We start from the raw sequence: 14,818 nt of genomic DNA, 5'->3' as shown, positions 1-14,818 counted from the left end.
CGCTAAGGACGACGGACCGTACCGGGCGGTTCCCGGCGGGTCCGGGATGGCGTCAACTCACCCCGCGCACCACCGTTTACGTACCCGTGCCGACGACGACGCCCGCCCAGTCGACCGCAAAAAGGCATCCCATCCAACCTTTTCAGGCCAAGTTTTACCCTTGACCGAACGGTGAGTTGTCGTCCCACGGACACCAGGATTCCCACCTGGGCAATGCTGGACATCGATCCACGTGTGCGTGTAGATGTGGATCCATTGATGGCGGCGCAGAACGATCTGGGGGTTTGCGATGCTATTCGGCGAATCACACCAGGTGGAAAGCCGGACGCCATGAGCGCCCCGCATCCGCCGAAAGTGGCTGGAATCGATTCAGTAGTTACGGCTTCCCCGCACACTGCGGCTCCCGTGCCCCCGCGCACCGCTCCCGCACCGGCCCCCGTACCCGCCCCCGGCACCCTGATCCAGGACCGGCTGGCGGGCATGGTCTCCGACCTGACCACCCTCCACGAGCTGACCGAACGCCTCGCCCGGTCCGCCGGACTCGACTCCTGCCTCCAGGAATTCCTGCGCGCCGGAGCCGCCCTGGTCGGCGCCCGCCGCGGGCTGATCGTGCTGGAACCGGCCGACGGCCTCGGTCCCGCCACCACCATCGGGCTGGGTCTGGGCCGCGCGGACCTCGGTCACATCGAGACGGTGCCGCGCGGTGCCACCTCGTACGGCCGCATCCTCGACGGGATCCCCGGCGCCGCCGGCGGTTCCGAGGTGCTCCCCGACGTCGGCGCGATCCCCGGCTGCGGCGGGTACACGACCCCGGTCGACCCCCGCCACCGCGAGGTCGCGGCGCGTCTGGGCTACGCCGCCAGCTACGCGCTGCCGCTGACCGCGGAGGCCACCGGCCGGCTCGGCGCCATCGTCTGGCTGTACGACGAACAGGTCGAGCCGAGCGACCGCCAGCGCGACCTCGTCGGGCTCTACGTCCGCCACGGGGCCGAGCACCTGGCCCGCGTCCTGGAGGCCCAGCGCGCCCGGACCCGGCTCGACACCGTCGCCGAGGAACTGCTGCCGAGCAGGCTGCCCCGGGTCCCCGGGGTCCAGCTCGCCGCCCGCCACCACACCGGACCGCTCGGCGGCGGCGACTGGTACGACGCCCTGCCGCTGCCCGAGGGCGCCCTCGGGCTGGCCGTCGGCTCGGTCACCGGCGCCGGGCCCAGCGCGATCGCCGCGATGGGACGGCTGCGGGCCTCGCTGCGCGCGTACGCCGTGATGGAGGGCGAGGACCCGGTCGCGGTCCTCTCCGACCTGGAGCTGCTGCTGCGGCTCACCGAACCCGCGCGGACGGCCACCGCGCTCTTCGCCTACTGCGAGCCGGAAGCCCGGAAGATCATCCTGGCGGGCGCCGGGCACACCCCGCCGCTGCTCATCGGCGAGCACCGCACCGAGTACGTGGAGACCTCGCTGTCCGCGCCGCTCGGCATGCTCGCCTGCTGGGAGGCGCCGAGCGTGGAGATCGAGCCCGCAGCGGGAGAAACGGTGCTGCTGTACACCGACGGGCTGCTGCGCCGTACCGGTGACCCCATGGACCGCGCCTACGCCCGGCTGCACGCGGCCGCCGCCTCGGTGCCGCGGGCCGCCCGCGAGGACCCGGCCGCGATCGTGGACCACGTACTGCGGACCGTGCTGCCGGAGGAGGACCTCACCGCCGGGACCGGGGCCGGAGCGGGCGCCGCGGCGGCCCGCGCCGAGGACATCGTCCTGCTGGCCGCCCGGTTTGACTGATTTATCACAGCCCTTCGGGGCCACTTCCTCTCGCACATACGATGGATGAGGTCCGTACCCGGTCCTGTCGTAGCTGAGGAGATGACGTGGCTGACGAGCTCACCCCGGAGACCCCGGAAGAAGAGCAGCCCAAGAAGACGCACAAGCAGCGCAAGAACGGGCTGTACCCGGGTCTCAGCGATGAACTCGCCGAGAACATGCGCACCGGCTGGGCGGACACCGAGCTGCACGGCCTGGAGCCCATCGCCCAGGCCGCGCACACGGCCGCGCGCCGCGACGCGCTGTCCGCGAGCTTCCCCGGCGAGCGCCTCGTCGTCCCCGCGGGCCGCCTCAAGACGCGCTCGAACGACACGGAGTACCCCTTCCGTGCCTCCACCGAGTACGCCTACCTGACCGGTGACCAGAGCGAGAACGGCGTCCTGGTCCTGGAGCCCACCGGCGACACGGGCCACAGCGCGGCCATCTACCTGCTCCCGCGCTCCGACCGCGAGAACGGCGAGTTCTGGCTGTCCGGCCAGGGCGAGCTGTGGGTCGGCCGCCGCCATTCCCTCGCCGAGGCCGAGCAGCTCCTGGGCATCCCCGCGAAGGACGTCCGCACGCTGGCCGACGCCCTGACCGAGGCCACCGGCCCCGTCCGGATCGTCCGCGGCCACGACGAGGTCATCGAAGCGGCCCTGACCGACAAGGTCACCGCCGAGCGCGACGGCGAGCTGCGCGTGAACCTCTCCGAGGCGCGCGTGGTCAAGGACGCGTTCGAGATCGGCGAGCTGCAGAAGGCCGTCGACTCCACCGTCCGCGGCTTCGAGGACTGCGTGAAGGTCCTCGACAAGGCCGAGGCCACCAGCGAGCGCTACATCGAGGGCACCTTCTTCCTGCGCGCCCGTGTCGAGGGCAACGACGTCGGCTACGGCTCGATCTGCGCCGCCGGCCCGCACGCCTGCACCCTGCACTGGGTCCGCAACGACGGTCCCGTCCGCCCGGGCGAGCTGCTGCTGCTGGACGCCGGTGTGGAGACGCGGTCCCTCTACACGGCCGACGTCACGCGCACCCTGCCGATCAACGGCCGGTTCACCGACATCCAGCGCAAGATCTACGACGCGGTGTACGAGGCCCAGGAGGCCGGAATCGCAGCCGTCCAGCCCGGCGGGAAGTTCCGCGACTTCCACGACGCCTCGCAGCACGTGCTCGCCGAGAAGCTCGTCGAGTGGGGCCTGGTGGAGGGACCGGTCGAGCGGGTCCTGGAGCTGGGCCTGCAGCGCCGCTGGACCCTGCACGGCACCGGTCACATGCTCGGCATGGACGTCCACGACTGTGCGGCCGCCCGCACCGAGGCCTATGTGGACGGCACCCTGGAGCCCGGCGTGTGCCTCACCGTCGAGCCCGGTCTGTACTTCCAGGCCGACGACCTGACCGTGCCGGAGGAGTACCGCGGCATCGGCGTGCGGATCGAGGACGACATCCTCGTCACCGAGGACGGCAACCGGAACCTGTCCGCGGCCCTGCCGCGCCGGTCCGACGAGGTCGAGAGCTGGATGGCGGCGCTGAAGGGCTGACCCTTCCGCCGCCTTGCCGGGGCTGACCCTTCAGCCACCGCGCTCCACCGCCGATGGGCGGGGTCCCCTGTACCGGGACCCCGCCCATCGGCCGCTCAGGACGCCTTCAGCAGCGCTCCGTCCCGCCATTTGAGGATCTTGTCGAAGCTGACGACGGCTCCCCGGCCCGGACGGTTCCGGAACCGCGCGTGATCGGCGAGTTCGGCGATCAGGGAGAGCCCCCGGCCGTGCTCCGCCAGCGAGGGTCTGCGGCGGGCCACCGTCGCGGCCGGGAAACCCGGGCCCGAATCGGTCACCTCGATCCGGCAGCGGTCGCCGTCGAGATAGGCCGTGACGCGGTACGCCGCACAGGCCCCCGGACCGGGGGGAGCCGGGCCGTCGCCCTCGGCGCGGCCGTCGGCGCCGGCCTCGGCCACCGGCCCGCCGTGCTCCACCGCGTTCGCGCACGCCTCGCTCAGCGCCACCGACAGATCGAAGGAGATGTCGGGGTCGACCCCCGCGGTCTCCATCGTCCCCAGCAGCAGCCGCCTGGCGAGCGGGACGCTCGCGGCCTCGCGCCTCAAGTGGAGAGACCACCAGATGCTCATACCGTTACCTATTGCCGCCCGGAGCACTGCGTAAGCCCCGAGCGCCCGTCGGAGCCCTCATTCGGCCGATGCGGCCCGCCCGGACACCGGTGTATGCGGCGGTGCGCGGCGTACGGGTCCGGCCGGCCGGACCGCGCGGGAGCGTCCCCCGGAGGGACTGGGAGAGGGACCGGGGGAGGGACTCCGTCCAGGGGGATTCAAGGGACCTTCCGGACCTGCCGTATGGGAGGCCTAAGCGCAGTGCGATGATGGCCCGGCCATGACTGCCCCCCACACGATGCGTGCAGGAGCCGGGCTCCGGATCCTGCGGGCCGCGGTGTTCACCGCGGTCTGTGTCGTGCTGTCCGCCGTCGGGCACGCCCTCGCCTCCTGCGCCACCGTGCCCTGGTGGACGATCTGCGCGGGCTTCCTGGCCGTCTTCGCGGTCGCGGCTCCGCTCGCGGGCCGTCGGCGCACCCTGCCGGGTCTCGCCACCGCCCTCGCCGTGGGCCAGTTGGGGCTGCACGCACTGTTCGGCCTCGGCCAGCACGGCGCGGCCTCCGTCTCCGCCGCTGTCGCGTCCGGTTCCGCCGGTTCCGCCGCCGCGGGCGCTTCCGCGCAGGCGGCCTCCGACACCTCGCTCGCGGCGCTCGCCGCCCGGCTGATCTGCGGGGGCAACTCCGTACCGCTCAGCCCGGCCGACGCCCGTCAGGTGCTGGAGACCGCGGGACTGAACCCGGCCGCGCTCACCGCTCCGGCGCACGACGCCCACGCGCACATGGCGCAGGCGGCCGCGGAGCCCTCGACCGGGCTGTTCAGCCTGTCGATGCTGCTGGGGCACCTGCTGGCCGCGCTGATCGCGGGCTGGCTGCTGAGCCGCGGGGACGCGGCCCTCTTCCGGCTCGTCGAGCTGTCCCGGCTCGCCGCCCCGGCCGCCCCGGTACGCGCCCTGCGCACCGCACTGGCCTTCGTCCGCGCCCTCGGCGCCGGACTTCCGGGTACGCCCGGAGGCGTCCCGCGGGCCCAGCGCACCACTGCGGACCGGGCCGTGGCCTCCGGCCGGACGGCACTCCAGCACACGGTGATCAGGCGCGGCCCGCCCGTGGCCCTCGCCCTCGCAGCCTGACGCGGCACCTCCACTCCCCGGGACGACCGGGGGAGCACCGGTGCCGCGAACTCCGCGCGCCTGTGCGCCGGAGCCACCGTCACCCCTGCTTCCCGTGGAGTGTTCCTGTCATGAAGACCTCTCGCGTCTCCTTCGCCGCCGCCCTCGCCGCCGGCAGCGTCCTCGTCCTGTCCGGCACCGCCTTCGCCCATGTCGGCATCCAGCCGGGCGAGGCCGCCAAGGGCGGCTACGCGACGATCAACTTCAAGGTCCCGAACGAGCGTGACAACGCCTCGACCAACAAGCTCGAAGTCAGCTTCCCGACCGACCACCCGCTCTCGTCCGTCATGCCGCAGGACGTCCCGGGCTGGACGGTCAGCGTCGAGAAGAGCAAGCTCGACAAGCCGCTCACGGTCCACGGCAAGCAGATCAACGAGGCCGTCACCAAGGTGACCTGGACCGGCGGCAAGATCGAGCCCGGCAAGTTCCAGCAGTTCCCGCTCTCGATCGGCCAGCTCCCCTCGGACGTCGACAAGCTCACCTTCAAGGCCGTCCAGACGTACGACAACAACGAGGTCGTCCGCTGGATCGAAGAGGCCAAGGACGGCGCCGCCGAGCCGCAGAACCCGGCGCCGGTGCTGAAGCTGACGGCCGCGGCCGCCACCGACGACCACCACGACGACGGTGACGCGAAGGCCGACGGGGCCAAGAACACCGAGCACCAGGACGCCGCGAAGTCCACCGGCTCCGACACGACCGCGCGGGCCCTCGGCATCGCGGGGATCGTCGTCGGTCTCGGCGGGGTCGCCTTCGGCGTCGCCTCGCGCCGCCGCACGTCCTGACCGACGTCCGCAGCCCATCCGAACCATCCCCGATCCCAGGGACATCCCCATGCGCACCACACGTGTGACGGTCGCCGCCCTCGTGGCGGCGGCCGCACTCGCCCTCACCGCCTGTGGCAGTGACACCGGCAAGAACACGCCGCTCGCGGAGGTCAACGCCCCCGCCAAGTCCAAGCCGGGCACCGTCCTCGACCGCCCCTTCGACAAGCCGGACCTGGTGCTCACCGACACCAACGGCAAGCCGTGGAGCCTGCGCGAGCAGACCAAGGGCAAGCCGACGCTGATCTACTTCGGCTACACCAACTGCCCGGACGTCTGTCCGCTGACGATGAGCAACATCGCCGTCGCCAAGAAGGCGCTGCCCAAGGCGGACCAGGACAACCTCCAGGTCGTCTTCGTCACCACCGACCCCGACCGGGACACTCCCGAGTCCCTCGGCAAGTGGCTCAAGGCCCAGGACCCGGCCTTCATCGGGCTCACCGGAGACTTCGCCAAGATCCAGGCCGGTGCCCGCACCCTCGGCATCGGCATCGAGGCCGCCAAGAAGGAAGCCGACGGCAGCGTCGTCTCCATGCACGGCGCGCAGGTCATCGCCTTCTCCCCGAAGACCGACGAGGGCTACGTCCTCTACGGGGAGTCGGCCACCGCCGAGGACTACACCAAGGATCTGCCGAAGATCATCAAGGGAGAGAACCCGTGAACCGCCGCACCACCCGCACCATCGCCGCCGTCCTCTCCCTCTCGGCAGCGCTCGCCATATCCGGCTGCTCCTCCGACTCCGGCTCGGGCGACGGCAAGCCCAAGCTCTCGGTCAGCGGCGGCTACGTGCCCGAACCGGTCGACGACAAGATGGCCGGCGCGTTCATGGTCATCAAGAACGACTCGAAGACGGCGGACAAGCTCACCGCCGTCACCAGCACGCTCTCCGACGACGTGACGATCCACCAGACCAAGGACCAGAAGATGCAGCAGGTCCAGTCCCTGGACGTGCCGGCCAACGGCGAGCTGAAGCTGGCGCGCGGCGGCGACCACGTCATGTTCATGGGCCTGAAGAACAAGCCGAAGGTCGGCGACAAGGTCACCGTCGAGCTGCGCTTCGAGAAGGCCGACCCGGTCAAGGTCGAGCTGGACGTGAAGGAACGCACGTACAAGCCGCAGAACGCCAACTGACGGACCGAGGGACTGACACGCCATGACGGCCACCGCCCCCGCCCCCTCCACGGCCCGCAGGGCCGCGGCGGCACACCTGCCGCGGCTCCTGCTGGTCCTCGCGGCCCTGGCCGCGGCCCTGTTCACCGCGGCCGCACCGGCCTCGGCACATGCCGCGCTCACCGCGAGCGACCCCCGGGACGGGGCGGTGGTCGCCACGGCCCCCGCCCAGGTCACCCTCTCCTTCTCCGAAGCCGTCGCCATGAACGGCGACTCCATCCGGGTCATGGACCCCCAGGGCAAGCGGATCGACACGGGAGAGCTGCGCGACATGTGCAGCGGCTCCACCATCCGCTACGGCACCGCCCTGCACACCGGGCTGCCCGACGGCACCTACACGGTGGCCTGGCAGGCGGTCTCCGCCGACAGCCACCCGGTCTCCGGCGCCTTCACCTTCTCCATCGGCGCGCCCTCCGCCACCAGCGTCTCGCTGCCTTCGCAGGTGGCGGGCGGCGGACCCGTGGGCATCGTCTACAACATCGCGCGCTACGCCGCCTACGGCGGTTTCGCCGTGCTCGTCGGCGGCGCGGCCTTCATCCTGCTGTGCTGGCGCCGGGGCGCCGCCGAGCGGCCCGTGCAGAAGCTCGTCCTGCGCGCCTGGGTCACGCTGACGGCGGCCACGCTCGCCATGCTGGTGCTGCGCAACCCCTACACCGGGTCGGGCGACTTCGCCGATGTCTTCGACCTCGACGGGCTGAAGTCCGTCCTGGAGACCAAGACCGGGGCGTCCCTGGTGTCCCGGCTGCTGCTGCTGGGCGCCGTGGCCCTCTTCATGGCCGTCCTCTTCGGCACCTTCGCCCGCAAGGTGACGGGCAGCGGCGAGAGCGAAGCGGACGCCAAGGACACCAGCGACCTCACCTTCGGTCTCGCCATCGGCGGGACCGTGGTGGCCGCCGGTATCGCCGCCACCTGGTCCCTGTCCGAACACGCCTCCACCGGTATCCAGCCGGGCATCGCCATGCCGGTGGACATCGTCCACCTGCTGGCCGTCGCCACCTGGCTCGGCGGGCTGGCCGCCCTGCTGATCGCCCTGCACAAGGTCCCGGACATCGAGCGCGAGGCCATCCGGCGCTTCTCGCGGGTCGCGTTCATCAGCGTCCTCGCCCTCACCGCCACCGGTGTCTACCAGTCCTGGCGCCAGCTCGGCAGCTGGTCCGCGCTGACCGGGACCGAGTACGGCCGGTACCTCCTCATCAAGGTGGGGCTGGTGGCCGTCCTGGTCGCCATCGCCTCCGTGTCCCGCAAGTGGACCGGCCGACTGGCCGGGAACACCAGCGACCGCGCGGGCGACGGCGCGGCGCGGGTCGTGGCCCAGCACGATGTTTCACGTGAAACAGAGGCGACGGTCACCGTCCCGCCGAGCGCCAAGCGCGCCGCCCAGCTGGCCCGGCAGCGCGCCGCCCGGGAGAACGCGCGGGACAAGCAGCTCCGGGACGCCGATCCCGACCGTGCGGGGCTGCGCCGGTCCGTCCTCGCCGAGGCGGGTGTCGCCGTCGTCCTGCTGGCCGTCGCCACCCTGCTGACCGGCACGGAACCCGGGCGGGCCGCCGAGCTGGAGAGCAGCGGCGCCGTCACCGCCGTGCCCAACCGGGCCGTCAAGATCACCCTGCCCTTCGACACGGGCGGCCAGAACGGAAAGGGCAGCGTCCGGATCGAGCTGGATCCGGGCCGGGTCGGCGCCAACTCCCTCCACGTCTGGGTCGACTCCCCGGACGGGAAGCCCTTCGACATCCCCGAGGTGAAGGTCGCCTTCACCCTCCCCGCCAAGGACATCGGCCCTCTGCCGCTCGCCCCCGACCACGCCGCCCCGGGACACTGGAGCGCGTCCGGCGTCCAGCTGCCGCTGGCCGGTGAGTGGCGCATCGACGTGAGTGTCCGTACCTCCGACATCGACCAGACGACCGTCCAAAAGACCGTCAAGATCGGCTGAACAGCGTGACCGAGAGCAACCCCGACATCGAGATCTCCCGGCGCAGGCTGCTGGGCACCGTAGGCGCCGCGGGCGCCGCCGGTCTCGCACTCGGCGCCACCGGCGGCGCCCTCGTGCATGCCGCGATCGCCGGTTCCGACGGGAGCGGTGGCGGCGCGTCGGCCGCCCTCGGCGCCGCCGAGGTCGACTTCCACGGCGAGCACCAGGCGGGCATCACCACGCCGCTCCAGGCCAAGGGCCATGTCCTGGCCTTCGATCTGGCACCGGGGGCGGGCCGCAAGGAGGCCGTCGCCCTGATGCGCCGCTGGTCCGACAGCGCCCGTCGGCTGATGGCCGGTGAGGAGGCCGGGGCGGCCGACTCGGGGATCGCCCTGGACGCCGGACCGTGCTCGCTGACCATCACCTTCGGCTTCGGCCACTCCTTCTTCGACCGCACCGGCCTCACCGCCCGGCGGCCGGCCGCGCTCGACCCGCTGCCGGAGTTCTCGGCGGACCGGCTCGACCCCCAGCGCGGCAACGGCGACCTGTGGATCCAGATCGGTGCCGATGACGCGCTCGTCGCCTTCCACGCGCTGCGCACCCTGCAGAAGGACGCCGGGGAGGCGGCCCGCGTCCGCTGGCAGATGAACGGCTTCAACCGCACCCCGGGGGCCACCGCCAAGCCGATGACCGCCCGCAACCTGCTGGGCCAGATCGACGGCACCGGCAATCCCAAGCCGTCCGAGGCCGACTTCGACAAGCGGATCTTCGTGCCCGGCGCAGGCCCCGGGCCCGCCGAACACGCGTGGATGGCCGGAGGCTCGTACGCTGTCGTCCGGCGCATCCGGATGCTCCTGGACGACTGGGACAAGCAGCCGCTCGCCAAGCAGGAGCAGGTCATCGGCCGGAAGAAGGCCGACGGGGCGCCCCTGACCGGTGGCACCGAGACCAGCAAGCTCGACCTCGCCGCGTTCGGCGCCGACGGCAAGCCGGTCATCCCCTCCAACGCCCACGCGCGGATCTCCGCCCCGGCGCAGAACGGCGGGGCGGCCATGCTGCGGCGCCCCTTCTCCTTCCATGACGGGATCGGCCCCGACGGCGCTCCCGACGCCGGGCTCCTCTTCATCTGCTGGCAGGCCGATCCGCTGCGCGGCTTCGTGCCCGTCCAGCGCAAGCTCGACCGGGGCGACGCCCTGTCCGAGTTCATCCGCCACGAGTCGAGCGGGCTGTACGCCGTCCCGCGCGGACCCCGCGCCGAGGAGTACGTGGGGCAGCCGCTGCTCGAAGGATGAACAGCGCCTCGGGGCACGGGGCACCGGCATTAGGCTGATCACATGTCGGCCACCCGCTTCACGTATCTCGGTCCCGAGGGCACCTTCACCGAAGCCGCCCTGCGCACACTGCCGGAAGCCGCGACCCGGGAACTCGTTCCCATGGTGTCGGTCCCGGCGGCGCTCGACGCCGTACGGAACGGGGAGGCGGCGGCGGCCCTGGTCCCGATCGAGAACTCGGTCGAGGGCGGAGTCACCGCCACCCTCGACGAGCTGTCCTCCGGCGAACCGCTGATGATCTACCGCGAGGTGCTGCTGCCCATCGCCTTCGCCCTGCTGGTGCGCCCCGGGACCAAGCTGTCGGACGTCAAGACCGTCACCGGGCATCCGGTCGCCCAGCCCCAGGTCCGCAACTGGCTGCGCGCGAACCTGCCCGACGCCCTGTGGGAATCCGCCGCCTCCAACGCGGACGGCGCCCGGCTCGTCCAGGAAGGCCGCTTCGACGCCGCCTTCGCCGGGGAGTTCGCCGCCGCCACCTACGGGCTGGAACCCCTCGTCACCGAGATCCACGACGCGGAGAACGCCGAGACCCGCTTCGTGCTGGTCGGCCGGCCGGCCCGGCCCGCGGCGCCGACCGGGGCCGACAAGACCTCCGTCGTGCTCTGGCTCGGCGAGGACCACCCGGGCGCGCTCCTCGAACTCCTCCAGGAGTTCGCCGTCCGCGGGGTCAACCTGATGCTGATCCAGTCCCGGCCCACCGGCGAGGGCATCGGCAACTACTGCTTCGCCGTGGACGCCGAAGGCCACATTTCCGACCGCCGGGTCAGCGAGGCCCTCATGGGACTCAAGCGGACCTGCCCCCAGGTCCGTTTCCTCGGCTCCTACCCCCGCGCGGGCGTCGCTCTGAGTGAGGTGCGCGCGGCGCGGCCCGGAACCTCGGATGGCGATTTCACGGCCGCCTCCGACTGGCTGACCCGCTGCCTGGACGGCCGGGCGTAGCTCGCTCACAGGGCGGCGTGACTTATCCACAGACTTATCCACAGGAGCCGGTGGAGACCTGGGGACAAGTCGACAGTGCGGCACGACAAGGTCGACAAATCGGTCGGCGGCCCAGGTTTCGCGCTGGGGAGCGGGGGGTGAACGGCGTCACCTGCGTATCACCGATCAACTCTTTGGGGCGAGCCATTCCCACCCGAATGAGTGTGTGAGGGGGGTTTGAACCCTGATTCGCCCCGCCTCCACACCGATCGGGAATGATCTCTTTTCGTGTCCACAGATACGGCGCACAGCCTGTGGATAAGCCCGCCGGGATCGCAATTCCTGTGGACAAGAGGTCGCTTCGGCCCTGCTCAGCCGCACGTCCGAGACCACACGTTGTGCCCCTTTTCAGGGATTCGGGCCGGTATATCGACTGCGGATTGGGGCGGATCGGCCCGGCGGGAAGGTCCGCTTCCGGCCACACGGCAGGAGTTTTACATTCGCGGCAATTAGGACATAGCGACACGCAGCGTTATATCGGTGCGAGGCCTCGAACCCAGCCCGGTAGCCTGGTGGGGTGATTGACCTCCGGCTGCTCCGTGAAGACCCTGACCGTGTCCGCGCCTCGCAGCGCGCCCGTGGAGAGGACGTCGACCTCGTCGACGCACTGCTCTCCGCCGACGAGCGCCGCAGGTCCTCCGGCTCCCGCTTCGACGAGCTGCGCAATGAGCAGAAGTCCCTGGGCAAGCTCATCCCCAAGGCCTCGCCCGACGAGCGCGCCGAGCTGCTGAAGAAGGCCGAACAGCTCAAGACCGACGTCAAGGCCGCCGAGGCCGAGCAGAACGAGGCGGACGAGACCGCCAAGCGGCTGCTGCTCCAGCTCGGCAACATCGTGCACCCGGACGTTCCCGTCGGCGGCGAAGAGGACTTCACCGTCCTGGAGACCCACGGCACGATCCGCGACTTCGGCGCCGAGGGCTTCGAGCCCAAGGACCACCTGGAACTCGGCGAGTCCCTCGGTGCCATCGACGTCGAGCGCGGCGCGAAGGTCTCCGGTTCGCGCTTCTACTACCTCACCGGTGTCGGCGCCCTGCTGGAACTCGCCCTGGTGAACGCGGCGATCGCGCAGGCGGGCGAGGCCGGCTTCATCCCGATGCTCACCCCCGCGCTGGTCCGCCCGCGCGCCATGGAGGGCACCGGCTTCCTCGGCCAGGCCGCGGAGAACGTGTACCACCTGGAGAAGGACGACTACTACCTCGTCGGCACCTCCGAGGTACCGCTCGCGGCCTACCACATGGACGAGATCCTGGAGGCGGACCAGCTGCCGCTGCGCTACGCCGGGTTCTCGCCGTGCTTCCGCCGTGAGGCCGGTACCTACGGCAAGGACACCCGGGGCATCTTCCGCGTCCACCAGTTCGACAAGGTCGAGATGTTCTCGTACGTCGCGCCGGAGGACGCCGAGGCCGAGCACCAGCGTCTCCTGGAGTGGGAGAAGCAGTGGCTCACCGCCCTGGAACTGCCGTTCCAGGTGATCGACGTCGCCACCGGCGACCTGGGTTCCTCGGCCTCCCGCAAGTTCGACTGCGAGGCGTGGATCCCGACGCAGGGCAAGTACCGCGAGCTGACCTCCGCCTCGAACTGCAACAGCTTCCAGGCCCGCCGCCTGTCCGTGCGCATGCGGGAGACGAAGGACGGCAAGAAGGTCATGCGGCCGCTGTCCACGCTGAACGGCACCCTGTGCGCCGTGCCGCGCACCATCGTGGCCATCCTGGAGAACCACCAGCAGGCCGACGGTTCGGTCCGCGTGCCCCCGATCCTCCGTCCCTACCTGGGCGGCCGCGAAGTGCTGGAGCCGATCGCCAAGTGAGTTCGGCACCGTTCCCGTACAAGCTCGTCGCGACCGACCTCGACGGCACGCTGCTGCGTGACGACGACACGGTTTCGGAACGCACCCGCGAGGCGCTGGTCGCGGCCACCGCGGCGGGTGCGGTGCACATCATCGTCACCGGACGGGCCGTGCCCTGGACCCGGCACGTGCTGGACGATCTCGGCTACAAGGGGATCGCGGTGTGCGGGCAGGGTGCCCAGGTGTACGACGCCGGTGCGCGCAGGCTCCTCACCTCGGTGACGCTGGACCGGCAGCTGGCCGGTCTGGCGCTCTCCAAGATCGAGGCCGAGGTCGGGCCGCTGGCCCTCGCGGCGAGCCGCGACGGAGTGGACGGCGAAGTGCTGTTCGGCCCCGGTTACCAGGTGCAGGAAGGTCTTCCGGCGGTGTACCTGCGGGACACCGCGGAGGTCTGGACGGCTCCGCTGAACAAGCTGTACATCCAGCACCCGGGACTCGACGACGACGAGCTGGTCCGGGTGGCGCGCGCCACCGTGGGCAGCCTCGTGGACGTGGTGATGGCCGGACCGGGCGTCGTGGAGATCCTGCCGCTCGGCCTGAGCAAGGCCACCGGCCTGTCGCTGGCCGCGCGCCGGCTGGGGGTGAAGGCGGCGGAGACGATCGCCTTCGGTGACATGCCCAACGACATCCCGATGTTCGGATGGTCGGCGCACGGCGTGGCGATGGCCAACGCGCACGCGGAGCTGAAGGCGGTGGCGGACGAGGTGACCACCTCGAACCAGGCCGACGGCATCGCGGTGGTACTGGAACGTCTGCTCGGCGCCGCCTGAGCGCGACGACCGCAGGGAAGGTCCGGGGCTGCCCGCGCCGCGAGGCGCGCTCGAAGTGGCTGCCCCGGACCTTTTTGTTGCTCCCCGCACCGCTCACTCTGCCCCCGGGGAGGGCCCCGTACCAGCGAATTACCGCCAGGCCGTTCGGCCACGGTCCGGCCGCGGCCGGACCTCTTCATGTTTGCCGGACCTCTTCATGTTTCACGTGAAACACGATGGTGGTGTGCGTCGGCTTCCACGTGCGGGTGCGGGTGGCGGGTCAGCGGCCAGGCGATCAGGCCGATGGAGAGGGCGATGGCGTGCCCCGCGTCGGTGAAGGTTCCGCCGGTGGCCAGGGGGATCCCGAAGAAGGACACGGCTCCGGCGAGGTAGAGCCACCGCCAGGGGTTCGGCAACCGGTAGGTGAGGACCCCGACGGCCGCGGCGAGACCGTAGCTGACTCCGATGTCGACGACGTGGGCCATGCTGCGCGGGGCGCGGTGGTCCTGGATCGCCGTGAGGACGATCTTCTGGCTGATCAGCGTGGCGACGACATGGGCACTGGCGACGATCAGCAGCCAGCGCAGGGTGCCGAGCCAGCGTTCCACCGAGGCGTGGAACACCTCGAAGAGCACGGCGTAGAGCGCCAGGGAGGCCGGGTTCTCGATCCAGAACGCGCTGCCGATGAGTGCCTGGAACGGGTGCTTGACGAGCTGGTGGATGTTGCTGCTGTTGCGGTGGAACAGGAAGTGGTCGACCTCTTCCGGGACGACGGCCACCACGATGCTGGTGATGGCGATGATCAGCAGCCAGACGTGCGTACCGGGCGAGGCCCGGATCCAGGACCACACGGGCCTGGAGGGCTCGGGCTCGGTGTGCGGCAGCATGCCCCGATCATGACGCGCAAACCTGTGCCCCGCCCGGCATGTGGGCCGGGCGGGGCACAGGTCACGC

Annotated in this window: 13 protein-coding genes; 11 read left to right on the top strand and 2 right to left on the bottom strand. The window is 71.3% G+C overall.

The features are described 5' to 3' along the window. Positions 1–213: 213 nt before the first annotated feature. Positions 214–1,776 (top strand): PP2C family protein-serine/threonine phosphatase, encoded by a 1,563-nt coding sequence (locus OHS33_RS18640; RefSeq protein WP_330331558.1) that lies wholly within the window; start codon positions 214–216, stop codon positions 1,774–1,776. A gap of 86 nt (positions 1,777–1,862) precedes the next feature. After that, positions 1,863–3,329 carry an aminopeptidase P family protein gene (locus OHS33_RS18635; protein ID WP_330331557.1) on the top strand — a complete coding sequence of 489 codons (1,467 nt, stop codon included), beginning with the start codon at positions 1,863–1,865 and terminating at the stop codon, positions 3,327–3,329. A 95-nt stretch (positions 3,330–3,424) separates the two neighbouring features. Here OHS33_RS18635 and OHS33_RS18630 read toward each other — a convergent pair whose 3' ends face one another. Beyond that, a complete protein-coding gene (locus tag OHS33_RS18630; RefSeq protein WP_330331556.1) occupies positions 3,425–3,916 on the bottom strand; it encodes an ATP-binding protein in 492 nt (163 codons plus the stop codon). Positions 3,917–4,175: 259 nt separating this feature from the next. On the opposite strand from OHS33_RS18630, the gene OHS33_RS18625 reads away from it, so the two are divergent. The 9 genes from OHS33_RS18625 to OHS33_RS18585 all read left to right on the top strand — a co-directional run bounded on the left by OHS33_RS18625 (position 4,176) and on the right by OHS33_RS18585 (position 13,885). Further along, positions 4,176–5,021, top strand: a complete 846-nt coding sequence (locus OHS33_RS18625) for a hypothetical protein (RefSeq protein ID WP_330331555.1) — start codon at positions 4,176–4,178, stop codon at positions 5,019–5,021. 110 nt (positions 5,022–5,131) lie between these two features. Continuing rightward, entirely contained in the window at positions 5,132–5,842 is a 711-nt protein-coding gene (locus tag OHS33_RS18620; RefSeq protein WP_330331554.1) for a YcnI family copper-binding membrane protein, read from the top strand. Positions 5,843–5,891: 49 nt separating this feature from the next. Further along, the gene (locus OHS33_RS18615; RefSeq protein WP_330331553.1) at positions 5,892–6,542 is read left to right on the top strand and encodes an SCO family protein; all 651 of its coding nucleotides are present in this window, start codon (positions 5,892–5,894) and stop codon (positions 6,540–6,542) included. Next, entirely contained in the window at positions 6,539–7,012 is a 474-nt protein-coding gene (locus tag OHS33_RS18610; RefSeq protein WP_330331552.1) for a copper chaperone PCu(A)C, read from the top strand. Before OHS33_RS18615 ends, OHS33_RS18610 begins: the two co-directional genes overlap by 4 nt. A 22-nt stretch (positions 7,013–7,034) precedes the next feature. Beyond that, on the top strand, positions 7,035–8,981 hold the full coding sequence (locus OHS33_RS18605; RefSeq protein WP_330331551.1) for a copper resistance protein CopC: 1,947 nt from the start codon (positions 7,035–7,037) through the stop codon (positions 8,979–8,981). A 5-nt stretch (positions 8,982–8,986) separates the two neighbouring features. Then, positions 8,987–10,252, top strand: coding sequence for an iron uptake transporter deferrochelatase/peroxidase subunit (gene efeB, locus OHS33_RS18600; RefSeq protein WP_330331550.1), 1,266 nt, complete (start codon positions 8,987–8,989; stop codon positions 10,250–10,252). A gap of 42 nt (positions 10,253–10,294) precedes the next feature. Further along, the gene (gene pheA, locus OHS33_RS18595; protein WP_330331549.1) at positions 10,295–11,230 is read left to right on the top strand and encodes a prephenate dehydratase; all 936 of its coding nucleotides are present in this window, start codon (positions 10,295–10,297) and stop codon (positions 11,228–11,230) included. Positions 11,231–11,786: 556 nt separating this feature from the next. Further along, positions 11,787–13,076, top strand: coding sequence for a serine--tRNA ligase (serS, locus tag OHS33_RS18590; RefSeq protein WP_330331548.1), 1,290 nt, complete (start codon positions 11,787–11,789; stop codon positions 13,074–13,076). After that, entirely contained in the window at positions 13,073–13,885 is an 813-nt protein-coding gene (locus OHS33_RS18585) for an HAD family hydrolase (protein ID WP_330331547.1), read from the top strand. Before serS ends, OHS33_RS18585 begins: the two co-directional genes overlap by 4 nt. Before the next feature lie 194 nt (positions 13,886–14,079). Here the strand turns inward: OHS33_RS18585 and OHS33_RS18580 are convergent, their stop codons facing one another. Then, the gene (locus OHS33_RS18580; RefSeq protein WP_330331546.1) at positions 14,080–14,751 is read right to left on the bottom strand and encodes a rhomboid-like protein; all 672 of its coding nucleotides are present in this window, start codon (positions 14,749–14,751) and stop codon (positions 14,080–14,082) included. Between the last annotated feature and the right edge of the window lie 67 nt (positions 14,752–14,818).

This window comes from Streptomyces sp. NBC_00536 (genome assembly GCF_036346295.1).
GTDB lineage: Bacteria > Actinomycetota > Actinomycetes > Streptomycetales > Streptomycetaceae > Streptomyces.
Note: the sequence above shows the minus strand (reverse complement) of the source record. Positions and strands in the feature narration are given on the sequence as shown.

Excerpts from the sequence above, each read along its gene's own strand:
- OHS33_RS18625 (WP_330331555.1), top strand. The coding sequence starts at position 4,176 with ATGACTGCCCCCCACACGATGCGTGCAGGAGCCGGGCTCCGGATCCTG.
- OHS33_RS18640 (WP_330331558.1), top strand. The coding sequence starts at position 214 with ATGCTGGACATCGATCCACGTGTGCGTGTAGATGTGGATCCATTGATG.
- OHS33_RS18615 (WP_330331553.1), top strand. The coding sequence starts at position 5,892 with ATGCGCACCACACGTGTGACGGTCGCCGCCCTCGTGGCGGCGGCCGCA.
- OHS33_RS18605 (WP_330331551.1), top strand. The coding sequence starts at position 7,035 with ATGACGGCCACCGCCCCCGCCCCCTCCACGGCCCGCAGGGCCGCGGCG.
- OHS33_RS18630 (WP_330331556.1), bottom strand. The coding sequence starts at position 3,916 with ATGAGCATCTGGTGGTCTCTCCACTTGAGGCGCGAGGCCGCGAGCGTC.
- OHS33_RS18580 (WP_330331546.1), bottom strand. The coding sequence starts at position 14,751 with ATGCTGCCGCACACCGAGCCCGAGCCCTCCAGGCCCGTGTGGTCCTGG.
- pheA (WP_330331549.1), top strand. The coding sequence starts at position 10,295 with ATGTCGGCCACCCGCTTCACGTATCTCGGTCCCGAGGGCACCTTCACC.
- OHS33_RS18620 (WP_330331554.1), top strand. The coding sequence starts at position 5,132 with ATGAAGACCTCTCGCGTCTCCTTCGCCGCCGCCCTCGCCGCCGGCAGC.